This window comes from Kiloniella laminariae, assembly GCF_027214005.1.
GTDB lineage: Bacteria > Pseudomonadota > Alphaproteobacteria > Kiloniellales > Kiloniellaceae > Kiloniella > Kiloniella laminariae_A.
Genome location: NZ_JAPWGY010000002.1, coordinates 303,103 through 327,095 on the forward strand (window position 1 = coordinate 303,103; position 23,993 = coordinate 327,095).

General features: G+C 50.4%; 19 protein-coding genes. 10 read left to right on the forward strand and 9 right to left on the reverse strand.

The features are described 5' to 3' along the window. Positions 1-14 precede the first annotated feature (14 nt). The 4 genes from topA to rpmG all read left to right on the forward strand — a co-directional run bounded on the left by topA (position 15) and on the right by rpmG (position 7,092). The gene (gene topA, locus O4H49_RS06130) at positions 15-2,717 is read left to right on the forward strand and encodes a type I DNA topoisomerase (protein ID WP_269422557.1); all 2,703 of its coding nucleotides are present in this window, start codon (positions 15-17) and stop codon (positions 2,715-2,717) included. A gap of 19 nt (positions 2,718-2,736) precedes the next feature. Beyond that, a complete protein-coding gene (gene rnr / locus O4H49_RS06135) occupies positions 2,737-5,025 on the forward strand; it encodes a ribonuclease R (RefSeq protein WP_269422558.1) in 2,289 nt (762 codons plus the stop codon). Between the two features lie 147 nt (positions 5,026-5,172). After that, complete coding sequence (locus tag O4H49_RS06140) at positions 5,173-6,828, forward strand: S41 family peptidase (RefSeq protein ID WP_269422559.1); 1,656 nt, start codon at positions 5,173-5,175, stop codon at positions 6,826-6,828. Between the two features lie 96 nt (positions 6,829-6,924). After that, positions 6,925-7,092, forward strand: coding sequence for a 50S ribosomal protein L33 (rpmG, locus tag O4H49_RS06145; RefSeq protein ID WP_026261645.1), 168 nt, complete (start codon positions 6,925-6,927; stop codon positions 7,090-7,092). 149 nt (positions 7,093-7,241) lie between these two features. On the opposite strand, the gene O4H49_RS06150 is transcribed toward rpmG, so the two are convergent. Together O4H49_RS06150 and O4H49_RS06155 are read right to left on the reverse strand one after the other, a co-directional pair. Then, entirely contained in the window at positions 7,242-8,651 is a 1,410-nt protein-coding gene (locus O4H49_RS06150) for a PleD family two-component system response regulator (RefSeq protein WP_269422560.1), read from the reverse strand. Positions 8,652-8,685: 34 nt separating this feature from the next. After that, positions 8,686-9,063, reverse strand: a complete 378-nt coding sequence (locus O4H49_RS06155) for a response regulator (protein WP_020593543.1) — start codon at positions 9,061-9,063, stop codon at positions 8,686-8,688. Between the two features lie 346 nt (positions 9,064-9,409). Here O4H49_RS06155 and O4H49_RS06160 point away from each other — a divergent pair, with 346 nt between their 5' ends. After that, positions 9,410-10,711 carry a DNA polymerase IV gene (locus O4H49_RS06160; RefSeq protein WP_269422561.1) on the forward strand — a complete coding sequence of 434 codons (1,302 nt, stop codon included), beginning with the start codon at positions 9,410-9,412 and terminating at the stop codon, positions 10,709-10,711. Positions 10,712-10,727: 16 nt separating this feature from the next. Here the strand turns inward: O4H49_RS06160 and O4H49_RS06165 are convergent, their stop codons facing one another. Continuing rightward, positions 10,728-11,573, reverse strand: coding sequence for an EipB family protein (locus O4H49_RS06165; RefSeq protein ID WP_269422562.1), 846 nt, complete (start codon positions 11,571-11,573; stop codon positions 10,728-10,730). Between the two features lie 335 nt (positions 11,574-11,908). Here O4H49_RS06165 and O4H49_RS06170 point away from each other — a divergent pair, with 335 nt between their 5' ends. Next, positions 11,909-12,646, forward strand: a complete 738-nt coding sequence (locus O4H49_RS06170; RefSeq protein ID WP_269422563.1) for a GGDEF domain-containing protein — start codon at positions 11,909-11,911, stop codon at positions 12,644-12,646. 99 nt (positions 12,647-12,745) lie between these two features. Here O4H49_RS06170 and O4H49_RS06175 read toward each other — a convergent pair whose 3' ends face one another. Then, the gene (locus tag O4H49_RS06175) at positions 12,746-13,246 is read right to left on the reverse strand and encodes a hypothetical protein (protein ID WP_269422564.1); all 501 of its coding nucleotides are present in this window, start codon (positions 13,244-13,246) and stop codon (positions 12,746-12,748) included. A gap of 247 nt (positions 13,247-13,493) precedes the next feature. Beyond that, entirely contained in the window at positions 13,494-15,281 is a 1,788-nt protein-coding gene (aspS, locus tag O4H49_RS06180; protein ID WP_269422565.1) for an aspartate--tRNA ligase, read from the reverse strand. Between the two features lie 10 nt (positions 15,282-15,291). Between aspS and O4H49_RS06185 the strand changes: the two genes are divergently transcribed. The 3 genes from O4H49_RS06185 to O4H49_RS06195 all read left to right on the forward strand — a co-directional run bounded on the left by O4H49_RS06185 (position 15,292) and on the right by O4H49_RS06195 (position 17,854). Further along, entirely contained in the window at positions 15,292-15,525 is a 234-nt protein-coding gene (locus O4H49_RS06185) for a hypothetical protein (protein WP_269422566.1), read from the forward strand. Between the two features lie 99 nt (positions 15,526-15,624). After that, positions 15,625-16,776 (forward strand): ribonuclease D, encoded by a 1,152-nt coding sequence (gene rnd / locus O4H49_RS06190; RefSeq protein ID WP_269422567.1) that lies wholly within the window; start codon positions 15,625-15,627, stop codon positions 16,774-16,776. Then, positions 16,769-17,854 carry a M23 family metallopeptidase gene (locus tag O4H49_RS06195; protein ID WP_269422568.1) on the forward strand — a complete coding sequence of 362 codons (1,086 nt, stop codon included), beginning with the start codon at positions 16,769-16,771 and terminating at the stop codon, positions 17,852-17,854. The genes rnd and O4H49_RS06195 overlap by 8 nt, the downstream gene beginning before the upstream one ends. A gap of 53 nt (positions 17,855-17,907) precedes the next feature. Here the strand turns inward: O4H49_RS06195 and O4H49_RS06200 are convergent, their stop codons facing one another. Then, on the reverse strand, positions 17,908-20,085 hold the full coding sequence (locus O4H49_RS06200; protein WP_269422569.1) for an RNA degradosome polyphosphate kinase: 2,178 nt from the start codon (positions 20,083-20,085) through the stop codon (positions 17,908-17,910). A 139-nt stretch (positions 20,086-20,224) separates the two neighbouring features. On the opposite strand from O4H49_RS06200, the gene O4H49_RS06205 reads away from it, so the two are divergent. Beyond that, complete coding sequence (locus tag O4H49_RS06205; RefSeq protein WP_269422570.1) at positions 20,225-20,740, forward strand: SixA phosphatase family protein; 516 nt, start codon at positions 20,225-20,227, stop codon at positions 20,738-20,740. A gap of 47 nt (positions 20,741-20,787) precedes the next feature. Here O4H49_RS06205 and O4H49_RS06210 read toward each other — a convergent pair whose 3' ends face one another. The 3 genes from O4H49_RS06210 to O4H49_RS06220 all read right to left on the reverse strand — a co-directional run bounded on the left by O4H49_RS06210 (position 20,788) and on the right by O4H49_RS06220 (position 23,948). After that, a complete protein-coding gene (locus tag O4H49_RS06210) occupies positions 20,788-21,477 on the reverse strand; it encodes an HdaA/DnaA family protein (RefSeq protein WP_269422571.1) in 690 nt (229 codons plus the stop codon). Between the two features lie 34 nt (positions 21,478-21,511). Then, complete coding sequence (locus tag O4H49_RS06215; RefSeq protein WP_269422572.1) at positions 21,512-22,627, reverse strand: AI-2E family transporter; 1,116 nt, start codon at positions 22,625-22,627, stop codon at positions 21,512-21,514. Between the two features lie 100 nt (positions 22,628-22,727). After that, complete coding sequence (locus tag O4H49_RS06220) at positions 22,728-23,948, reverse strand: DUF2066 domain-containing protein (RefSeq protein WP_269422573.1); 1,221 nt, start codon at positions 23,946-23,948, stop codon at positions 22,728-22,730. Between the last annotated feature and the right edge of the window lie 45 nt (positions 23,949-23,993).

Sequence of the window (23,993 nt, forward strand, 5' to 3'; positions counted from 1 at the left end):
TAACACCTGAAGCCATGAACATTGTTGTCGTAGAATCTCCCGCCAAGGCCAAAACCATTAACAAGTACCTCGGAGAGGACTATCAGGTTCTCGCCAGTTACGGCCATGTGCGCGACCTCCCAGCCAAGGATGGGTCTGTCGCCCCGGACGAAGATTTTGCGATGTCATGGGAGGTCGACAGCAATTCTGAAAAACGCCTGAAAGATATTATCCAGGCGCTCAAAGGGGCCGATCAGCTTATTCTGGCAACCGACCCCGACCGCGAGGGAGAGGCCATTTCCTGGCATATTGCCGAAGAGTTGCAAAAGCGCAAAAAACTAAACGGCAAACAGGTCTCCCGTGTTGTCTTCAACGAAGTGACAAAAACCGCTATCCAGGCAGCTTTTGCGCAGCCTCGCGAACTGAATATGGAGCTGGTAGAAGCCTATCTCGCCCGCCGCGCGCTGGATTATCTCTTTGGCTTCACCCTCTCACCGGTTCTCTGGCGCAAACTTCCCGGCAGCCGCTCGGCCGGGCGCGTACAATCCGTAGCTCTGCGCCTGATCTGTGATCGTGAGTCAGAAATCGAAATCTTTAAACCGCAGGAGTACTGGAGTGTCGAAGCCAGGCTCGCGACCCCGGACGGACAAAAGTTTTCTGCCCGCCTGACCCACCTGGATGGAAAGAAGCTCGACAAGTTTGACCTTGGCAATGCGCAGTCAGCCAGTGATGCTGCGCAAACGCTGGAAGAAGCGCCAAGCTTTACCATCAAAACCGTGGAACGCAAGCAGGCCAGACGTAATCCGCAACCTCCATTCACCACATCGACCCTGCAACAGGAAGCTTCCCGCAAACTGGGCTTTACAGCGACCCGGACGATGCAGATTGCCCAGAAGCTCTACGAAGGTGTCGATCTTGGTGGCGAAACAGTCGGTCTGATCACCTATATGCGTACCGACGGCGTAAGTCTCTCTGCCGAGGCCATTACGGCCAGTCGGGAGCTGATTGCAAAGCAGTTCGGCAAAGACTATCTGCCTGCCAACGCCCGCGAGTACAAAAGCAAAGCAAAAAATGCACAGGAAGCCCACGAAGCGGTTCGCCCAACCAATTTTTCCCTCCTGCCCAGAGACGCAGCCCGGTATCTCAACGATGAAAGCCAGAAACTTTATGAGCTGATCTGGAACCGGACTATGGCCAGCCAGATGGAAAGCGCCGTACTGGATCAGGTGGCTGTGGACATTGACGTCGCCTTGGGTAAAGCCACGTTGCGTGCGAACGGCTCAGTCCTTCGTTTTGATGGTTTCCTCAAACTCTATCAGGAAGACAAGGATGACTCCAAAGACGAGCAGGACGATGATCGCCGTCTGCCCAAACTGACGGAAGGTGATCGTCCAGAACGTCAGGAGATCCTCAAGGAACAACACTTCACCCAGCCCCCACCACGTTATTCCGAAGCCAGTCTGGTCAAAAAGATGGAAGAGCTTGGAATTGGCCGGCCATCGACTTACGCATCGGTTATCCAGGTTCTCCAGGATCGCAACTATGTGGTCATCGACAAGAAACGTTTCCTGCCCGAAGATCGCGGCAGAATAGTTACGACGTTCCTGCGCAATTTCTTCAGTAAATATGTCGAATTCAACTTCACTGCAGATCTTGAAACCCAGCTGGATGACATCTCCGCCGGGTCCGCTGAATGGAAAAACGTCCTCCGTGGCTTCTGGGATGCGTTCCATGCATCCGTTTCCGAAACCAAGGGCCTGACCATCACCGAAGTGATTGAAGCCCTTGATGCCGACCTGAGTGACCACTTCTTCCCGACCCCCGAAGATCCCGAAGCCAAACATCCGCGGGAATGCCCGACCTGTGAATCCGGTCGCCTCGGGATCAAGCTTGGAAAAACCGGCGGGTTTATCGGTTGTTCCAACTATCCGGAATGTCGCTATACCCGCCCCCTTACCCTGCCAGATGGCGAAGGAGGACCGGACGACCTTTCTCAGCCCAAGGAGCTGGGCACAGACCCGGCAACCGGGCTGGCGGTGACCTTGCGCAAAGGCCCTTATGGCGTTTACGTCCAACTGGGCGAAGCCGTCGAGAAAACCAAACCTAAACGCGTATCCATTCCCAAAGGGATTGCCATCAGTGATGTAACTTTTGACCAGGCGCAAAGTCTGCTTTCCCTGCCCCGGGATATCGGTCCACATCCGGAAGACGGGGCGATGATCATCGCCGGGATTGGCCGTTTTGGCCCTTACGTCAAACATGGATCCGTCTTCAAGTCTATCGCCAAGGATGACGATGTTCTGACCATTGGCCTCAATCGCGCTGTTTCCTTGATTGCGGAAGCTCCCAAACGGGGCGCGGCAGCAGCTTTGCGGACCATCGGCTCTCATCCCGATGACAGCACGGATGTGACCATTCATTCCGGCCGTTACGGACCTTATGTAAAATGGAACAAAGTCAACGCCTCCCTGCCAAAAGACAAGGAAGTTGACAGCCTCACCATGGAAGAGGCTGTAGAACTTCTGATCAGGCAGATGGAAAAGAAAGGCACAAAAAAGCCGGCCGCGAAAAAAACAGCTGCAAAGAAACCCGCAGCTAAAAAAACTGCAGCTAAAAAACCAGCGGCCAAGAAGGCTACTGCCAAGAAAACTCCTGTGAAAAAGGCAGCAGCCAAGAAGGCCCCCGCTAAAAAAGCACCGGCCAAAGCCTCGGCTGCGAAAGTTGAAACAGACGCATAACAATCGTTAGGATCAGGGCGTGACATCAAATAGAACAACCCCGCCCTTTCCAACCAAGGAAGCGGTACTCGATTTTATCCAGCAATCTCCCGGTGCAGTCGGCAAACGGGAGATCGCGCGTGCTTTCAACCTGCGGGGTGAAGACAAGATACCGCTCAAGGCTCTATTAAAAGAGCTGAAAAGTGATGGCCATTTTGGTCGGGAAGCCCGTCAGAAAAAAAATAACCTTGATGGGAGGCTTCCCCCCGTTCTGGTGGTCGAGATTACCCGTATTGACAACGATGGCGAACTGGTTGCAGTTCCTGCCTCCTGGGAGGAGGAACATGCCCCTCCCAGTATCTATATAATCCCCGAACGCAAAAGCAAATTTGACCTCTCGGTCGGGGATCGAATCCTCGGCAAGCTCAAGCGGCTGGACAACAACAGCTATCAGGCAATTCCGATCCGCAAACTGGAAACAGCTGCCCTGAAAATTTTGGGAATTTATCAGATCACGGAAGAAGGTGGCTTTGTCCGGCCTGTCGACAAAAAAGCCAAAAGCGATTTTATCCTTAATCCGGAATACGCAAAAGAAGCGACACATGGAGAGCTGGTTCTTTGTGAAATCAGAAAAGGCCGCTCCCGCAAAGGCTTAAAGGAAGTCCAGGTGGTAGAACGCCTGGGTGGCATTAATAATCCGCGTGCACTCAGTCTTGTTGCCATCTACGAACGCGGCATTCCCAATAACTTCTCGTCTGAAGCTGTCGAAGAAGCCAGGGCAGCTAAGGCAGCTGTACTTGGCAAGCGTACCGATCTTCGTGATATTCCCCTGGTCACGATTGATGGGGCGGATGCACGGGATTTTGATGACGCCGTCTGGGCTGAGGCTCTGGATGATGGAGAAGGCTGGCGTGTTCTTGTCGCAATTGCCGATGTCGCCCATTACGTCCATCCCGGCAGCCCTCTCGACGACGAAGCCCAGAACCGGGGCAACTCGACCTATTTCGCGGACCGGGTGGTCCCGATGCTTCCGGAAGAGCTGTCCAATGGCTGGTGTTCTCTCAACCCCGACGAAGACCGTCCCTGTATGGCTGTACATCTCTGGCTTGATAGTACTGGAGAATTGGTCAAACATAAATTCGTTCGCGGCTTGATGCGTTCGCGGGCCCGCCTGACCTATGAACAGGTACAGGAGGCTCTGGATGGGCGGCCTGACAACATAACCCAACCTTTGCTTCCGACAGTGTTGAAACCTCTGGAAGGAGCTTATCAGGCTCTGCTTAAGGCACGGCACGCCAGAGGAACGCTGGAACTGGACATACCGGAATTCCAGGTCCGCATGGATGATGCAGGCGAAGTCACCGAGATCATCAAGCGCGAAAGGCTGGAAAGCCATAAACTGATCGAAGAGTTCATGATCATGGCGAATGTTGCTGCTGCGATCGAACTTGAACAACGCCGCCAGCCCTGTATGTACCGCGTACATGAATCACCGGATCCGGCCCGGATTGAGGGGCTGGCCGACAGCCTGCACGGTATGGGAGTATCCTTTGCCAAGGGCCAGGTCATCACGCCCAAAGTCCTGACAAGAGTCCTTGAACGTACCAAGGATCTTCCCGAAGCAAAGCTGGTCAACGAGCTTATTCTTCGTGCTCAAAGCCAGGCCCGCTACGATCCGGAAAATCTTGGTCATTTTGGCCTTGCCCTGACCCGCTATGCACACTTTACCTCTCCCATCAGACGATATTCCGATCTGATGGTGCACCGCGCACTGATCAGGGGACTTGGGCTGGGTAATGATGGCCTTTCCGACACAGAAGAAAGCAGATTCAACGATATTGCCGTACACATCTCTGCAACAGAACGCCGTTCTGCTGCAGCAGAAAGAGACACCATCAACCGCTTTACCGCCTCGTTTTTCTCTCATAAAATCGGGAAAATTTTCCCCGGCAAGATCAACGGTGTTACCAAAGCAGGTCTTTTCATTACCTTGGATGACACAGGGGCAGACGGACTGGTCCCCATGCGCCAGCTTCCGGATGATTATTACATCCACAATGAAAAAGAACACATCCTGACAGGACGCCGATGGGGACGAGAATACCATCTAGGAAACAAGGTTATGGTCCGGGTCACAGAATCAGATCCCGTTTCCGGTGGAATTGCTTTCCGACTGATTGAAGATGGTGATGATGAAGGCTCGGTTTCTGGAACGGCAGATAACAGAAAACGATCCCCACGCTCTCCTCGGAACAAGGCTTCGGGAAAACCGGGCTTTAAAAAACCTGGCACATCAAAAAAGCGTTCGAGGAATCGCCGGGCAGATTAACTTCGCTGTCCCCTCCCTCTTTTCCGGCCAGAAAGCTTATCCATCTGATCAGACAGTGGATAAGCTTTGATTTTAACTATATTTCTTTTATGCTAAGCACTGAAATCCCTTAAGACTCTCGACAGACAACGGTAGGAGACAGGGTTGATGCCCTTTTGCTCGTTTTTCAGCTTGCGTAATTTAACAAGGCCTTTGTCTCTGCGCAGCCGGATCTCCTGTCTGGCTCTGATCTTTCTGACAGCAGCCTGTAGCGCTCCCTATCATTCATCAAATCAGGTCTACGACAAGAAAACGGCTACAGCCCTGTTTTCCCAAGGTTTCGATTATGTAACGGAATACTATATCGATGAAATTGATGTATCCCGACTGGCCCTGGCTGGTCTGGACAACCTCTCAACCATAGACCCCGATGTCGAAATCCTTGATAGTGGCAATGCGCTGACTGTCAGCTATGACGGCGTGCCTCTCTCGCGCTACAGTTATCCTGATGACCTCAACAGCCGCTCCTGGGCCTTACTGACGGCATCCGCAATCGAGTCTGTAAAACAACAGTCTCCTGACTTCCAGCAAGCTACCGGCGAGCAGATTTATCTCGCGGTGTTTGATGGCGTTGTAGGGGAACTTGATCGGTTTTCGCGCTACTCTGCTCCCGAACAGGCCACAAACAATCGTGACAGTCGAAACGGATTTGGCGGACTGGGCATCCGCTATGTAAAGGAAGAACAGGGCGCTCACATAATTTCAGTGATGGAAAACACCCCTGCAGAATCTGTAGGCCTTAAAGCTGGTGACATCATCATTGCAGTCAATCACAGCGATATTCGAAAGCTGTCAGAAGACAGCATCACCCACCTGCTCAAAGGGCCAGAGAACTCGCGCGTCAGCTTGACTGTTCTTCGTAAAGAAACCGAATCAGCCGTCAAGCAACAACAGCTGATATTCGAGGTTACCCGGAAACGTATTGTTATCCAGACAATCACCTATATCCCCCATGATAACATCGCATATATCCAGATTTCCGGTTTCAACAAATCAACAACAACCAGTCTGCGTAGCAAGGTTCGTAAAGCCCAGAAAGAAATGGGCAAAGATCTCAAGGGATACATACTTGATCTTCGCAATAACGGCGGCGGATTATTGAGCGAAGCTATTTCAGCGGCCGATCTCTTCATTCCCAATGGCACCATCGTCTCTACCAGAGGACGGCACCCGGACAGCCATCAATATAACGATGCACACAGCACCGATTTTGCCCAGGGCTTGCCAGTCATCGTTCTGGTCAATGCCTATTCGGCCTCCTCCTCGGAAATCCTCGCCGCGGCCCTTCAAGACTCCGAGCGTGCCATTGTCATCGGAAGCAATTCCTTTGGTAAGGGAACCGTGCAGAAGGTTTTCGAACTCCCCAATCGCTCCGAAATTGCCATTACCTGGGCCCGTTTTCACGCGCCATCCGGTTATGCTATTCAGGGAAGAGGCATCATTCCTGATATCTGTACAACGAACTCCAGTGTCAAAACGGTAGATGACGTCATTGCCCAGCTGAAATCAGGCACACTCCCGATTTCGAGTGAAACTCGTACCGTATCCCTCTTACCAGAAGACGAAGATGCTCTCGAAAAACTCAAAGCAATCTGCCCGCAAAGTGCCCAGCCATCTGAATTGGAAGAAGATGTTGCAGAAATGCTGCTCATGACACCCGCACTTCTGTCTCTGGCCAAAGGTGAGCTAGAACATGGAAAAACAAGGGAAATTGCCGACGAGAGCGTCGAAGAAAGTGCCCAGTTGCCAGAGACGATACAATAAGCAGATAAAAAGATGTTTCTGGGCTTGACTCAAAGGCTCAAAACGTTATGTTTCGGCCCTGTAATATTCACTGTTAGCGCGATAAGGATTTTCGCAATGGCTAAACCGGCTACACAACTGATTCGCATGGTAAGCACCGCGGACACTGGTTACTTCTATGTTGCCAAGAAAAACCCGCGCACGCTTACTGAAAAACTCGAGCTGCGTAAGTACGACCCAGTCGCACGCAAGCACGTAGTTTTCAAAGAAGCGAAAATGAAATAAAACTGAATTTCAGTTCACAAAAAAGGCTGCCTTACGGCAGCCTTTTTTGTTTGCGCTAAATGTTGTTTCAAAAACACGCCCAGTCTGGTCCCGTCAGGCAACCGATCACGGGTAATCTGTTTCGGATTATTATTAAGAGCCGCCTCTCTTCAAGGGGTGTTTGTAAGCCCGCTTACTGTCGGTCCAGAATGCTCGACACATACACAGTTCCGGCCCAGAGACTTCGCCTCATACAAAGCCGTATCAGCCCTATTTAGCAAACTGTCCGCCATCTCCATCGGATCCGAGGTCGTCGCCACACCTACCGAGACCGTAATTGTCAGCGGCGTTGAAGAACCCGGTATTTCAATCGGTGTCTCCCCAATCCTCATCCGGATACGTTCCGCCACCGTAAAGGCCTGTTCTGTTGTCGCACTCGGCATGACAACAACAAACTCTTCCCCACCATAACGGGCCAGCATATCAAAGTCTCTGATCGCATCCGTAACACGTCGGGCCAGCACCTTGAGCACTTCATCTCCACTGGCATGCCCATAGGTGTCATTTACGTTCTTGAAATGATCAATATCAAACATCAACGCCGAAACCGGCTTGGCTGTCTCGGCAATTTCCATGACAGCACGATCAAGGTGGGCGTTCATATAGCGACGATTGAAGACCCCCGTTAAGGGGTCAGTATAGGCCAGAGCAACACTCTTTTTGAGTATATCAGTCAAACGATCATGATACCGGCGGCGCTTGATCTGTGTTTTGCAGCGGGCGCGCAGCTCGTTCGGGTCAATCGGTTTGACCAGATAATCTGTAACACCGATATCCAGGCCTTTGGCAAGCTGGGAAAGGTTTTCCTCTTCAAGAACAAGCAAGATAGGAACATGCCGGGTTTCTTCATGGGCTCTCAGCTGGGAGCAAAGCCGCAACCCGTCTTCTCCACCGAGATCAAGGGCAACGATGAAGAGGTCATAGCTGTTTTCCTTCCCAAGATCGATCACTTCAGAAGGTTTTCTCGCATGATCAACATTATGATCCAGCTCGCGCAGGAAGTTCATAATCTTGCTTGCGGTTAAATCGTTTGTTTCGGCCAGAAGGATATTTGCATTTGCAATTGCAGCTTCATCGTCAGTATCTGCACCGGACAGAGAAGCAAAGCGGGACGAAGCTTCCTGACGAACCCGCAATTCATCTGTCATCATTTTCAGGCGAACAAGAGAGCGGACACGGGCAAAGAGGGCGACATCATTCAAGGGCTTGGTCAGAAAGTCGTCTGCCCCGACCTCCAAACCTCTCACCCGGTCACTGACTTCACTCAAAGCCGTGACCATGACAATCGGAATATGACGCATCTTGGGGTCGTTCTTCAGGCGCCTGCAGACTTCATATCCGTCCATTCCAGGCATCATCACATCCAGAAGGATGATATCGGGCATTTCCTTGGCGGCTATATCTAGGGCTGACTGGCCATCAGAAGCAGTGATAACTTCGAAATACTCTGCCATCAACTTGGCTTCAAGAAGCCTTACGTTAGCAGGTATGTCGTCTACGACCAGAATCCTTGCCGCCATGAATATCGTACTCTTTCACTAATCGATTACAGATCTATCTCAGGAAACGCTCAACAGTCTCCAAAAATTTGGTAACTGAAATCGGCTTGGGAATATAGGCTTCACACCCGCCTTCCCTGATTTTTTCTTCATCACCTTTCATTGCAAACGCCGTTACGGCAATTACCGGAATTGCCCGTAAGTTATCATCTTCTTTCAGCCATTTCGTGACTTCAAGTCCGGAAACCTCGGGTAACTGGATATCCATAAGAATGAGGTCAGGTTTATGTGTCCGAGCGATTGAAAGTGCCTCCATACCATCTTTGGATTGCAGGATGTTATACCCCTGCGCCTCCAGCAAATCATGGAAAAGCTTCATGTTGAGTTCGTTGTCTTCAACAACGAGTACCGTTTTTGCTGTGCTGTCCTGCATAGATGAGTCCCGACGATGCCTCCAAATTGCACATCGCCTGAAAACGATGCACAAAACCAAATCACCCGTGTGATGATTATTACAGATATTAGATTTGACAATACCCTTGAATACCAAAGTACTCAACTTTAGTTAACATAAGGTAACGCAAATAATTTGCTTTTTAATAAAAAGGTATTTTTTTCTAACGTTTTTTAAGGACTTAAATACGTGATTTAAGCCATTTATCCCATCCTGGACTGTTAATTTTCCAGCCGGGATTCCCTTCACGACTTTCATTACAGCGGCTTGCCAATACAAGAACAAAAAGGATATAAAAAGAGAACATTATCGAGAATGATTCTGGATGCCTGTTCTTTGCCGAGACTGTTATTATTGGCTTGATGAAACCCCTGCCAAGGAACACCGCCCCAAACGCTGTTCCCGCTGCAACTCTCCGCGTCTGATTATTCATTCAGAACTCGCAGAGCTCACCCTCGCACATCTGGATTGCGATGCTTTTTTTGCCAGCGTTGAAAAACGGGACAACCCGGAACTGCGCGACAAACCCCTTATCATAGGGGGAGGAAAACGGGGTGTTGTCTCCACGGCCTGTTATCTTGCGCGCCTTTATGGTGTTCGCTCGGCAATGCCGATGTACAAGGCCCTAAAAGCCTGTCCCAAGGCCATTGTAATCCGTCCCGATCTATCGAAATACCGCGAAACGGGCCTCAAGGTGCGGGCGATGATGCAAGACCTTACCCCGCTTGTAGAACCGCTCTCGATTGACGAGGCTTTTCTTGATCTCTCGGGGACAGAGAAACTGCACGGACAATATGCAGCGATTACACTGGTCAAACTGGCAAAAAATATCGAAACGCAGATAGGTATTTCGGCTTCAATCGGCCTGAGCTACAACAAATCCATGGCGAAGATTGCTTCCGATCTCGACAAGCCACGGGGTTTTTCTGTGCTGGGAAGAAGTAACACCCGGGAATTTCTACACGAACAGCCCGTTCGCATGATCTGGGGTGTCGGAAAAAGTCTTGAGCAACAGCTCCTCAGGGATGGTCTGCGGCAAATCAAGGATCTTCTTCCCCTTACCGAAGAAGAGCTGGTTTTGAAATATGGCCTGATCGGCAAACGTCTTTTCCATTTCGCCCGCGGGGAAGACGGTCGAAGTGTAACAGCTTCTTCCCCGACAAAAAGTATATCGAATGAAACAACCTTCAATGACGACCTCGGCGATTTTCAAACCCTTGCCGATATTCTCTGGTCTCTTTGTGAGAATGTTTCTGCCAGTATGAAAAAAAAGAACTATGCAGCCTCGACGATCAACCTGAAACTCAAGACCTCGGACTTCAGGCAAATCTCCCGCAGCCGTAAATGTTTCAGCCCGACCCAACTTGCGGAAGAGCTGTACCAGACCACCCTGCCACTTCTCAAAGAACTCTGTAACGGTCAGAAATTCCGGCTCCTCGGCGTTGGCGGCAGTGATCTGGTTTCGGCCGAATTTGCCGATCCTCCCGACCTGCTTGATCCAGAAAAAGAAAAGCGGAAAAAGATTGAAAAGGCTCTTGATGCTGTCAGAAACAAGCTTGGACAAGAAAGCATTATCAAAGGCCGCTCTTTCAAGAAGCCGTCACCCAAGCCAGAGTCAGACAGATGATTGATTTTACGCACCATCACTCACAGACCGGTGTCGGAATTTCTTCAAACCTGATCATCTCGCCTGACACACTAAATTCTCCGAAATCCAGCAGGATTTCAGTTACAACACCGTTTTCATACAGCAACAGGGACTGTTCCTGGATGGGCAGTGGCGTGTCTTCCAGCTGTTCGTAATACGCTAGAAACACACGCCAGGAACGGCTGTCCGAAAGTTCCGGAGCACGAACGCCCCGATCTTCTGCAGGTACAATCGCAACGGAAACATTAAAGACCTCAAGATCACCTGTTCCATCAAAGACAGGAAGGAAGAGGCTGCTTTGCCCCTCCCTGGCAGCTGAAATAATCTCGGACAGAAATTCAGTGGGAAAGATTGCAGAACCAACTTCCATCTGAGAGATTTCCGGTTGGGACAACTCAACCTTCAGCCCCTCACCTTCCCCCTGGCGGCTAGCCTTGCCGACAACACTGTGTTGAACAGCATCCGCGCCTGTTTCATGGACAGCAAAACGCAAGACTGTACCGTCACGTGACTCCCAGGTGCTGAAGCCCAGCGCAAATTCATGAACCCCGCCGTCGGCATAACCAACGCGCATCTCCAGTTCATTTTTGGTTAGCCACCCCTTGCAATCGCCACTCCAGTCATAACGGATAAATCCGTTCATGTTACTGACCTGCCCCTGTTCCGAGGAGTGCAGCCTCAGGTCATAAACTGCTTTGTGCGGCAGAAAAGCAGATTGCAGCCGACTACTTGCCTCTGCTGTTGTTATAAGCCCCATGCCTCCGGCAAGCACCATCAGGGGAATAACGAGCCAGTTCCCCCCACCAATACAGACCTTCGGTAATCTCGGAATAGTACCCATCAAGAACTTCACTTTTTAAACTGGAATTAACCATAGGTATCTTGTCATAACACAGAAGGGAAAACCTTCAGGTATTTTTCCGTTTCTGTTGCTATGATTTTTCCCACCCTGATCGCACGACGGACGATAGTAATAGGTTGCAAGTCACGTGCAATTATTGCCTCTCTCCCTGCAATTAACGCCCCCTGCACTGCAGGATTTTGGAAATAGTGTTTTTCCCGCGCCCGTCCACAAGAGAATACTTCATATAAAACAAATCGTTAATGCCACCTCACGTTATGGCACCTAATTTGCTTCACCCAAGGCATATTACGTGAACAGCAATGGTGGTAAACGTGAGCTATACAGAAGCATTCAACAGCTTTGAGACACTCAACGCAGCAGCATTCGATAACGCCGACAATGCTCAACGCTCTTCGGACAGGGAAAATCTCATGTTCCGGCTCAGACGCATTGCTTACTCACGCCCCAACGGCAACAAACGCATTTCAGATCAGCAGATTCTGGAACTGCTTGAAGCCGCGGCGCTTGCAGAACAGACGCTGTCAGAGCAGCAGGAAAGGATCAGATTTCTTGAAACCCTTTCCATCACGGACGAACTGACAGGCCTCCTGAATCGTCGCGGCTTTCAACGTGAACTAGACCGCACGCTTAACCGGGCCGCAAGAACATCAGAACAAGGCGTTCTCGTCATCTGTGACATGGATTATTTTAAATCCATCAATGACACCTATGGCCATCTCGCCGGGGATTGTGTTTTGAAAAAAACCGCCCATACACTTGTTAAACACTGTCGCAAAAGTGATTACATCGCCCGGCTCAGCGGCGATGAGTTTGCTGTGTTGATGACCAACACACCCGCTGGACAGGTCGTGCCCGTCATCAGCAAATTAAGCAAGGTGCTCAATCGCCTGATCGTGGATTGGGGCCAGCATAAAATCCCTGTTTCGGTCAGCGTGGGGCACGAAACCTATACAGCAAGCAGTACATCTTCACATTTGCTCTATATGGCAGATCGTTCAATGTACCTGAACAAGGGCACGGCCCTTACAAAAGACCAGAGCACACGATAAAGCAAGACTTATACGCCCCAAAAAAAGAGCCTGACATCTAAATCAGGGCTCTTTTTTTGGGGCAAAACATGGGATAAAGGGCTCTATCCCATGGAATGGCTATTTGCTAAAACTCAACGGCTGTACTCTGTCAGCAAGATAATCCGCACCACCGAACAGTTCAACGGCAAAGGCATCAGAAATAATCTGCTCCTGATAAAGGTGATCCGTCTTACTGCCGATCTCTTCAATATCCTGCGCATAAGAAGAGGAAACAGCCGGATCGACTGCGCCTTTTTGCGCATCCTCTGCAAAGTAGCTAATAGAGGTCTCAAAATCAGAAACAGCGGCGATTTCAACTTCATCCACAGGAGAAAGTGGCTCCAGTGTCACTTCCGCAGTTTCAAAATCGCTATACTCGTCACAGAGATCCCCCTCCATAATGCGAATCAGGGCACAGTCCTGTTGGGCCACGGCTGATATCCCGTGGTCTGTCAGTGTTTTCCCACTAAAGAAATAACTCGCAACATCAACAGCAATTGATGCAACCCCAATTGCCGGAGGCAATGCACAACCTGACAAGGTAAAAGCCAGAGCTGCGGCTACGGAAAATCGACGCATTCTGTTCCCCCCAGAACAAACTTAAACATTTGAGAATCATGAGTCATTTTCGAATTCAGCGCAACCTCTAACATGGTTAAAGCTAAAATTTGTTCTAAATTTCGACTCCAGGAGGAAAATCCCGCACCCCGCCCCAACTCCCGCGAGTCAAAAATGCCCTGACACAAAGGCCAGGGCATTTTTGACAGACAAACGGTTTTCTTTTTATCAGAAACTCAAGATCGAGAAGCCGATAAAAGAAAACAGATTACTTTTTCTCTTCCAGCGGCAGATCCAGCTTGATGTGCAGTTCGCGCAACCGGGCAGGATCGATCTCTGCTGGTGCCTGCATCAATGGATCTTCAGCTTTGCCATTCATCGGGAAGGCAATAACTTCACGGATATTCGGCTCGTCTGCCAGCATCATGACCATACGGTCAACACCCGGTGCAGAGCCACCATGTGGAGGAGCTCCAAACTTGAATGCTGACAGCATACCGCCAAAGCTCTCTTCAACATCCTTGTTGCTGTAGCCAGCCACTTCAAAGGCCTTGTACATGATGTCAGGACGGTGGTTACGAATGGCCCCTGAGGAAAGCTCGATACCGTTACAGACGATATCATACTGATAGGCATTGATTGTGAGCGGGTCCTGCCCTTCCAGAGCTTCCATCCCGCCTTGGGGCATGGAGAAAGGATTGTGGCTGAAATCGATCTTGCCTGTTTCTTCGTCCAGTTCGAACATAGGAAAGTCAACAATCCAGCAAAACTTGAAGATATCCTTCTCGAGCAGATCGAGATCATGTCCGAGCTTGATCCGGACCTGGCCGGCAAATTTTGCAGCTGCCAGCTCTTTATCACAGGTGAAGAAAACAGCATCACCATTGTTGAGGCCTGCCAGTTCCTTGATATGTGCCAAACGTTCATCATCAAGATTTTTGGCTATCGGTCCTTTCGGAACACCATCCTTATCAAAGATAATGTACCCCAGTCCCGCAGCGCCTTCTTTCCGTGCCCAGTCATTCAGCTTGTCAAAGAAACTACGTGGGTTGGCTGCAGCCCCCGGAGCAGGTACCGCACGAACAACAGAGCCTGCTTCAACAGAACGGGCAAAGATACCAAAGCCGGAACCACGGAAAGCTTCTGTCACATCACTGATGATAATCGGGTTGCGCAGGTCAGGTTTGTCAGATCCATATTTCGCCATTGATTCCGCATAAGGAATACGAACAAATGGATAAGGTGTTACTTTGCGTCCATCAGCAAACTCTTCAAACACATCGTGCAATACAGGTTCAATGGCATTAAATACATCGTCCTGTGTAACATAGCTCATTTCGAAATCGAGTTGATAAAACTCGCCTGGCGAGCGGTCGGCACGGCTGTCCTCATCCCGGAAACAGGGGGCAATCTGAAAATAACGATCAACACCGCCGACCATCAACAGCTGCTTGAACATTTGGGGAGCCTGCGGCAGGGCATAGAACTTGCCAGGATGGATACGACTTGGCACCAGGAAGTCCCGGGCCCCTTCAGGGCTTGAAGCCGTAAGAATAGGAGTCTGAATTTCCTGGAAATTCTGTTCAATCATCCGGCGACGCAGCGAGGCAATCACATTCGAGCGCAGCTTCAGTTTCTTGACCATCTTCTCGCGACGCAGGTCAAGGTAACGATAGCGCAAACGGGTGTCTTCACCAGCATCTTCGTCAGAATTCACCTGCAGTGGCAAAACATCAGCCCGGGACTGAATGGTCAACTCCTGAGCCCGGATTTCAATTTCACCCGTCGGCAATGTCGGGTTTACAGTCTCTGCTGTTCGGGCAACGACCTCACCGGTAATCGTAATCACCGACTCAACACGTGTTCCTTCCAGTTCCTGGAACAACGGGCTGGATACATCGACAACACACTGGGTGATACCAAAGCTGTCGCGCAGATCCACAAAAAGCAGCTGTCCGTGATCGCGCTTGCGGTGAACCCAACCGGAAAGCCGTACCTGCTGGCCCTTGTCTGAAAGGCGCAGTTCTGCACAGTTATGGGAACGATAAGGATGCATGATATTTCCTTTGGCATTAGCTTCGGTATTAAAGCAGAAACAGGGTTCGACAAGATTTCCTTCAGCTGCAGAGTACACCTTCCCAAAAACCGGAAGGCCCCTGTTCCAGGACAGGATTCTTGCAACTGATTCGGTGACATTGGCAAAGCCTGAATATTTCCGTTGGAAAAAGGCATTCACAGCGGCTTTTGTCAAGGTATTGGCACGCACCTTTGGGATAAAGTACAATAAAAAAAGACAATAAATACCCGTAAAAACTTCCCGGCCAGAAAAATCAAACTGGAATCGAAGCTTTTCAACATTGCCCTTTCTAAGCTCGAAACAGCCAAGTATAGTCGGGCGCATGACCCTGATTACATCCAGCCAAGAACTTTCGGACCTCTGCAAGGAACTTGCAAAATCCGAAGTCATAACAGTAGACACAGAGTTTCTTCGCGACCAGACCTACTGGCCGAAGCTCTGTCTGGTGCAACTTGCCGACGCAAACCATTTTGCAGCGGTTGATGTTCTTGCTCCAGACATCGAGCTGGAACCTCTATACGACCTGATGAGAAACTCCGCAGTATTGAAGGTTTTCCATTCTGCCCGCCAGGATCTGGAAATTTTTTATCTCTTGATGGATGAAGTACCTCAACCGCTGTTTGATACCCAGCTTGCTGCGATGGTCTGCGGATTTGGAGATTCAATCGGTTACGATAATCTGGCACGCCAGTTGATCAATCAGGAAATTGACAAATCAGCCCGCTTTGCTGACTGGTCTCGCCGCCCCTTGACCCCGAAACAGATTTCCTATGCGCTTTCAGATGTCACACATCTGCGGGATATTTATGCCAAGCTGCGGGAACAGATAGATAAAAGTGGCCGTGAACACTGGCTGCGCGAGGAGATGGCAATTCTTGAAAACCCCCAAACCTATCAACAGGACCCTGAACGTTCCTGGCTGAGGCTGAAAACCAGGTCAAACGACCGCCGGTATCTGGCCATTCTAAAAGAACTCGCCGCCTGGCGGGAAAGAGAAGCCCAGCGCCGAAACACACCGCGTAGCCGGGTCATCAAGGATGAACAGCTCTACGACATTGCTTCGAACCGGCCGACGACGGCAAAAGACCTCGCGAAGACACGGGGGGTTTCTCCCGATATGGCGGATGGACGCCTGGGTCGCGAGATACTTTCTGCGATTGAAATCGCCATGCAGTTGCCAAAAGCAGACTGCCCGGCACCAAAAGAGAGACCTCCCCACAACAATGGCCTGGCTGCTATTGTCGATCTTCTCAAAGTCCTTTTGAAACAGTGTTGTGACGAATATGATGTGGCCCAGAAGCTGATCGCCAACGGCAGTGATCTGGAGCTGATTGCTTCCGATGACAATGCAGATGTCCCGGCACTTTCTGGATGGCGGCGTGAGGTCTTTGGAGAAAAAGCCCTGCGTCTGAAACAGGGACTCGTTGCACTGAGCATCAAGGATGGAAAGCTTGTTGTGGAGGATCTTGGGTAACCGGAAGCCGGATCGTCTCCGGCTTGTTTCCGCTTTTTTAGCCGGCTTGTCCTCTTTCTACTCCGGGGCAATTAACGCTGAAGAGCCTGTGCCGTTAGCGCCCCTTATCAGTTTCCCTGTTGTTTGTGACACTTCCAAAGACTGCTTTATCCAGCATTACTTTGATTATGATCCCGGTCCGGAAGCCCTGGATCATACCTGTGGTATTCTGACCTATAACGGCCACCAGGGAATTGATATCAGGGTCAGTTCTCCGGAATGGATGGGAAAAGGATTTCCGGTGATTGCCGCGGCCAAGGGAAGAGTCGAACTGATCAAAGACGGAGTGCCCGATCGGGCCTTCAGTCAGGATGAAATCCGTTCTTCTCGCGGGCTGGCCCCAAAGCCCAACAATACAGTCATTATAAATCACGGAGATGGCTGGCGCACTCATTACGGTCACATGCGCCAAGGCAGTGTAATTGTCAAAGCAGGACAGGAGGTTTCCCAGGGAGCTTTACTCGGTCTTGTTGGCCTGTCCGGGTCAACCAGCTTCCCTCACCTGCATTTTCACCTGTCCCACAAAGGTAAGATTATTGATCCTTTCACTGGCCTTACGGGCAGTGAGGGTTGTGAAGCCGCCGCTGAAGGACGTTCCTACTGGTCAGCAGACGCCAACGCCAAACTCGGCTACAAAAACGGGGGAATTTTCAAGACTGGTTTCTCAGACCACTCACCCAATATAGAAGAGCTTGAATCCAAGGACATTGAGATCAATCAATACCCCCCCGGAACCAACGAATTCTATTTCTGGGTAAACCTCTGGGGCATCCGCAAAGGCGATCTGGAAGAATTCAGGGTCCGTTTGCCTGATGGGGACACTTATCTAAGAAACGACAGCATCAAGAGTAACGTGGTGTTAGGCCTGCGCAGTTTTTACTATAGCCGCAACATCCCCCTGCCCACCGGGACCTATCATATAAACTACAAACTGCGACGCCCGGGAAAGCAAGAAACTCCAGACGTCATTATCAATATTGATGATACCATGGAAATTTTGCCACAACCCAGTATCTTCACCCGGCCACCGGACGAGTAACTCGCCCGGAAATATCCCGGGAAAACATTACGCAAAAACAAGGTCAGCCTGTCTTATTTGTGTAACTTCAATTGTGGTGCCTCGGTTGTTCCCTTGATGGCGGATCCTCTACCCGAAAGAGAAGGATTGGTCATAAAGAAATTGTGAGCAGAGAAACCACCTTCAACACGTGGCTCTCTTTCATAATGACCATTCGCCTTGAGTTCCCAGGATTGCGCACTGTCGTTAAGGGTAGCAATCATAACCTGTTCAAGAACCTGTTGATGGACTGTCGGGTTCTCGATAGGAACAAAACTCTCAACCCTCCGATCAAGGTTGCGCGGCATCCAGTCAGCTGAAGAAATGAAAACCTTGTTTTCCCGCGACGGAACTTCATGCCCATCGCCAAAGACAACAATCCGTCCATGCTCAAGAAACCGGCCTACGACACTTTTCACCCGAATATTTTCGGACAAACCGGGCACACCCGGGCGCAGACAACAAATACCCCGAACAACAAGCTCGATAGAAACGCCTGCCTGTGATGCCAGATAGAGGTGATCAATAACCTGACGATCAACCAAAGCATTCATTTTTGCCCAGATCGTAGCCGGCTTTCCTTCCTTCGCCAGCTCAGTTTCCCGGTCAATATAGCTCAACAGCCTTTCCCGGAAAGTAAGGGGAGCATAGACCACTTTTTCCATCGGTCGAGGTTTGGCGTAGCCGGTAATAAAATTGAACAGTTTCGCAGTATCCCGGCACAGTGCCGGATCACAACTGAAAAAAGAAAGATCAGTATAGATCTTTGCAGTAATCGGATGATAGTTGCCCGTTCCATAATGCACATAGGAACGCAGGTTTTTACCTTCTCGCCGCACCACCAGTGACAGCTTTGCATGGGTTTTCAGCTGAATAAAACCATAGATGACCTGCACTCCGGCCCGTTCCATGTTTCGGGCCCAGCGAATATTTCTTTCCTCATCAAAGCGCGCCTTCAGCTCAACCAGTGCTGTAACCGACTTGCCTCTTTCCGCTGCTTCGATCAGTGCCTTGACGATTGGGGAATCCTCACTCGTCCGATAAAGCGTCTGTTTGATTGATACAACAGCAGGATCGCTGGCAGCCTGTCGGACGAACTGGACAACAACATCAAAACTTTCGTAGGGATGATGAACCAGCAGATCTTTCTCTCGAATCGCGGCAAAACAATCCCCACCAAACTCGCGGATACGTTCAGGAAAACGCGGGGTATAGGGCGGGAACACCAGATCCGGTCGATCTTTGACAATCAGTCGCTTGGTATCTACCAGACCCAGCAGGCCCTTTAGAACAAACACCCTGTCCCGATCGACATCCAGTTCCCGGGTCACAAAAGATCTCAGGTTCTTTGACATCGCCGCATCAATCGAAAGGCGAATACAACTCCCTCTCCTGCGGCGTTTCAAAGCACTTTCAAAAACCCGCACAAGATCTTCGGCTTCTTCCTCTACTTCAATATCGCTATCACGTAACAAACGAAAATGCCCGACGCTCTTCACCTCAAATCCTGGAAAGAGATAGGAAAGATGCAGACGGATAATTTGCTCTAACCGGATAAAGCGATGGTGATCTCCCGGCAGACGAACGAATCGGTCCAGCTGTGAGGGCATCGGGATCAGACCATTGATAAATTTATCTTCTTCCTCGTCTTCCAGCTCCAGGACCATGCAAAATCCCAGATTGGGAATAAAGGGGAAAGGGTGAGCCGGATCGATGGCAATCGGGGTCAATATCGGGAAGACTTGATCTTGAAAATATTTATCCAGCCAGTGTAAATCAGCGGCATCAAGCTCTGTGGTTTTTACCAGATCAAAATTTGCGCCGCGCAATTCCCTGCTGAGAGCCGACCAGATTTCCTGCTGCCTATGCATCAGCTTTGCTGCCCGCTCATCAATCGCTTTCAACTGGCGCTGTGGGGTCAGACCATCCTGGCTGTGGGTATTTACATTCGCCTGTACCTGGCCCAGAAGGCCAGCAACGCGAACCATATAAAACTCATCAAGGTTGCCAGAAGAAATTGACAAAAAACGCAACCGTTCGAGGAGAGGATGCGAAGGGTTACTTGCCTCCTGCAAAACCCGTTCGTTAAAGGCTATCCAGGAAAGTTCGCGATTTATGAAGCGTTTGGGAGAATCTGCCGCAATCGACAGAACACAGTTCTTGTTTTCTGCGGTATTCTCTTTAGATGTTTCCTGAGCAACCTTGACGGGCATTAATTTCTCCGCTTGATGTTTAATCAGATCGCAACTGCAATATATCAAACTCTGCAGGTTGCGGGTTAGCAGTACAGTATAGAGTATGCTTCACAGAAGACTAGAAACTTAATAATCTTGCCACTGATATGATGAAAAAATGAAAAAGATTTTTATTGCCCGCCATGCTTCAACCCGTTCTGCTCTACGGGGACAGGAAGACATTGACCGGGAACTCACCCGAAAAGGCGAAACTGAGGCTGGGTGGCTGGGACATCACCTCCAGGCACACAATGACCTTCCCGCGCTGATTTTGACCTCGACAGCAAACCGTGCCAAAGAAACGGCGATTCTCGCCCGGGAGGCCCTTATGCCGGAACTCCCCATTCAGACAGATGCTCAGCTCTATCTTGCTCCGGCTGCAAAAATTTTCAAAATATTGCATTCTCTGCCGGAAGACATCAATTCCGTCCTGCTTGTGGGACATAATCCGGGATTGAGTGATTTTCTTATCAAGGCAACAGACCAGTCTGGCTTAAATACCGAAACCCGCAACCGACTTTACCGGGGCCTTTCTCCAGCCACTCTGGCCAGGCTCACAAGTACGGCAAGGGAATGGAAAGATGTTCTGAAAGATAATACCCGGCTAGACCAGCTTTCCTATCCTGGTGAGTAATTCATCCTTGTTAATACAAGAGATCCTGCCGATTACATCAACAAGAATCATGCCCGGGTTTCCTTTTCCAAAACACCGCGGATAAATGGAATGGTAATTTCCCGTTGGGAGGCCAGCGACGCCTGATCCAGCGTCGAGACAATCTGTCGAGCAGCTTCGAATGAACGATCAAGCCGCAGCACCAAAAATCTGAGAACTTCCTTGCTGATCGTCAACTGGCGATCATAGAAAAGCTTTACCAGCAAAGCTTCAAACAGAAAATCATCCGGTAACCCCAAGGCAAAAGCAGGAACGGCCGCAAGCCGCGATGCCAGATCGGGCAGATCTACGGCCCAACGCGCTGGTGCTTCCTGCCCGGTAAAGAGCAGATAGCCCTTCTCTTCTCTGACATAATTATAAAGATGGAATAGACGACGCTGTAATTCGGACGATTTTGTCAGGGCAGGTACAATATCATCAACAACACAGTTGCGTTGCCCCGCCAAAAGAACATCGGCATCCATTTCAGCGAGTCCCTCTGCCGTGACAAGGACCGCTGCGCTATCTGCGCGCCACACCTGGGCAAGATGCGTTTTACCACAGCCAGATGGCCCGTAGAAACCAAGGGTATGTCCTGGCCAGTCCGGCCAGCGGTCAATCCACGCAACAGCCAGCTCATTGCAAGGTGCAATAAGGAAATCCTCTCGCCCCAATGCAGGACGGTGACCAAGGTCAAGGGGCAGTTGTGAACTATCCATTACGAACAGAATCTTCGGTTTTTGTTACAGGGTATCAGGCGTTCTCTGATGTTTCGGACTTGTCCGAGGTCTCATTCGGTATCGCCGCGGGACGATTGATACCATAATAATACGTGCTGTCCATATACTGACTGAGGGCAAAACGGACACCAACACCGATAACCGCGGCTACTGGAACCGCCAGGAGAATACCCACAAACCCGAACAACGCCCCGCCAGCCAGCAGCCCAAAAATGACCCAGACCGGATGCAGACCAACCTTTTCGCCAACAAGTTTCGGCGTAAGGACATTCCCTTCAAGAAATTGTCCGGCAAAAAAGACAACAGCGACAATGATGACCGGCGTCCAGCTGTCAAACTGGAAAAAGGCCAGCCCGACCGAAAGAACCAGCCCGATACCGGCCCCCACAAAAGGAATAAAAGACAGAAGCCCTGCAATCATCCCCAACACCAGTCCAAACTTCAACCCGGACAAGCTCAGACCAAGGGCATAGAAGATCCCCAGAATGAGACACACCGTGCCCTGCCCACGGATAAACCCGGCCAGAGTTGTATCCACCTGCCCAGCCAGCTTGCGAATAACCTCCAGATTTGCTCGCGGAAGATACCCGTCAATCTGGTCAACGATCCGGTCCCAGTCCCGCAACAGGTAAAACGTGACGACAGGCGTAATCACCAGAAGAGACATCAGGTTGGCAAAGGCCACACCGCCATCAAGCAGCCCTGCTGCCAGGCTGGAAAGCCACTTGGCGCTGGATTTCAGGCCATCACCAAAAATAGCCTCAAGCTTGGCCATATTTACGGGGTCAACTCTGGCTTCAATGATCAACAGAAACTTGTCAAGCTGTCCCCTCGCCGCTTCCAGCAAACCTGGCAGACTATGCAGAAGGTCAGCAATTTGCCCCACGATGACCGGTACCAGAAGAACCAGGGCAAGAAAAACCACCATAAGAAATGTAAAGGTGACGACAACCGTTGCCAACGTCCGGGATAACCCCACCTTTTCAAGACGGTCGCACAGAGGATCAAGAAAATAGGCCACGGCCATCCCGGCAACGAAAGGCAGAAGAACTGAACGCAGGAAATACACTGATATCAAAAAGATAATCAGTCCGATCACCCAGAACCGTATTTGTTTTCCAGCAGTCATTTCTTCCCCCTCGAAGCAACCTCAGATCACATTTTCAGATCACAACAAGGTCTTTTATTGTCAGAATATCCCTGATTTCTATAGCACCAGATTGCTACAGCTACTGGGCATTTTCCAGGTTGATTTCCGAATCCGGCACAACAATTTCATCGATAACAGCTTCATTTTGTGCAGGCACTGATGTCCCCGGCCCCGGCAAGGAAAGCGTCTGGCTTGAAGCAGGTTTATTGAGCAAGCGAAGTTCCCACAAGCTCTGGGCGTTAAGCAACAAGGCGAGATCCTTTTGGGCCAGCGCCAGTGTCAGCTGTCGTTCATCCCCCACAAAATAGACATCCAGATTAACCATATCGCGTTTTAGTGTTCGGGTATTCATGCGATTGATCGCGGGGATATCCTGCAGGCGATTATTGATCAGTACCCAGTCCTGAAGACCATCGATGGGAATCTGGACCAGTATCCAGCGTTCAACACCGAACTGCAGCAGGTTTTCCTGCTTCCAGTCCTGTTGCAACATACGATCCAGCGATTGAGCTGCTCTTTGAAGCATCTGCCCGGTCGTCTCATTTTCAGAACGTTTGACATCAAGACGATAGGTTCGTCCTTCGCCAAATTGTCCAACCCTTACAGCAGATACCTTGGCGCTGTTTCCATCCTCGGACAGATCCGCAACAGAAATAAAGACATCACTGCTTCCATAGCGTGCAGACAGTTCCCACAGACCAGGCTGCCCCTTCAGAGCTCCCTTGGCATCAACGAAGGAAATATCTTCCAGATCCCCCAGCGGAAGCGTCAAAGGCACCAACCCGTTTGAGTCCTCCAGCCCTGACCAGGCCAAGCGCCAGTCGTTCCTGTCCCCCCACAAGAGGGATTCTCCACCCCTGTTCTGGATTGGCAACACCAGAACAGGCTTGCTGATTGTCTCGGCCAAAGCCGCCCCGGTATTGCGCAAAAGTGTCCGAGTCTGCGATTCTTTAAACCGCACTGTCATTTTTGCGATATATCTGACTGCAGAAGAACGCTCTTCACTCAGGGAGATATCCAGCACATACCCAAGGGCATCTTTCGAGCTTAACCGCGGCACCTTGCCAAGATCAGATTGAGGAACCAGACGCTCCACTAAAATCTGAAAAGCCTTTTCATAACCCTGACTTAAAGCCTCAGCCTTGGCATCGCTAGCGGATTTGGCGGTGGCATCAACAGTTATGTTCCGGACAGTATAGACCTCTGGAACAGCCTGGGCTGCTCCAGCAAAAAGCCCGCTGGTGAGGACGAAAAATGAAACTAGAATACCTACTGTGTAGAAAAAGCGGCGAAACCGCATTGCAAACCATCCCGGATAAAGTATCTTCCCAATTTATGAAGCCTG

Excerpts from the sequence above, each read along its gene's own strand:
- topA (WP_269422557.1), top strand. The coding sequence starts at position 15 with ATGAACATTGTTGTCGTAGAATCTCCCGCCAAGGCCAAAACCATTAAC.
- O4H49_RS06140 (WP_269422559.1), top strand. The coding sequence starts at position 5,173 with ATGCCCTTTTGCTCGTTTTTCAGCTTGCGTAATTTAACAAGGCCTTTG.
- rpmG (WP_026261645.1), top strand. The coding sequence starts at position 6,925 with ATGGCTAAACCGGCTACACAACTGATTCGCATGGTAAGCACCGCGGAC.
- O4H49_RS06150 (WP_269422560.1), bottom strand. The coding sequence starts at position 8,651 with ATGGCGGCAAGGATTCTGGTCGTAGACGACATACCTGCTAACGTAAGG.
- O4H49_RS06155 (WP_020593543.1), bottom strand. The coding sequence starts at position 9,063 with ATGCAGGACAGCACAGCAAAAACGGTACTCGTTGTTGAAGACAACGAA.
- O4H49_RS06160 (WP_269422561.1), top strand. The coding sequence starts at position 9,410 with ATGCCTGTTCTTTGCCGAGACTGTTATTATTGGCTTGATGAAACCCCT.
- O4H49_RS06165 (WP_269422562.1), bottom strand. The coding sequence starts at position 11,573 with ATGGGTACTATTCCGAGATTACCGAAGGTCTGTATTGGTGGGGGGAAC.
- O4H49_RS06175 (WP_269422564.1), bottom strand. The coding sequence starts at position 13,246 with ATGCGTCGATTTTCCGTAGCCGCAGCTCTGGCTTTTACCTTGTCAGGT.
- aspS (WP_269422565.1), bottom strand. The coding sequence starts at position 15,281 with ATGCATCCTTATCGTTCCCATAACTGTGCAGAACTGCGCCTTTCAGAC.
- rnd (WP_269422567.1), top strand. The coding sequence starts at position 15,625 with ATGACCCTGATTACATCCAGCCAAGAACTTTCGGACCTCTGCAAGGAA.
- O4H49_RS06200 (WP_269422569.1), bottom strand. The coding sequence starts at position 20,085 with ATGCCCGTCAAGGTTGCTCAGGAAACATCTAAAGAGAATACCGCAGAA.
- O4H49_RS06205 (WP_269422570.1), top strand. The coding sequence starts at position 20,225 with ATGAAAAAGATTTTTATTGCCCGCCATGCTTCAACCCGTTCTGCTCTA.
- O4H49_RS06210 (WP_269422571.1), bottom strand. The coding sequence starts at position 21,477 with ATGGATAGTTCACAACTGCCCCTTGACCTTGGTCACCGTCCTGCATTG.
- O4H49_RS06215 (WP_269422572.1), bottom strand. The coding sequence starts at position 22,627 with ATGACTGCTGGAAAACAAATACGGTTCTGGGTGATCGGACTGATTATC.
- O4H49_RS06220 (WP_269422573.1), bottom strand. The coding sequence starts at position 23,948 with ATGCGGTTTCGCCGCTTTTTCTACACAGTAGGTATTCTAGTTTCATTT.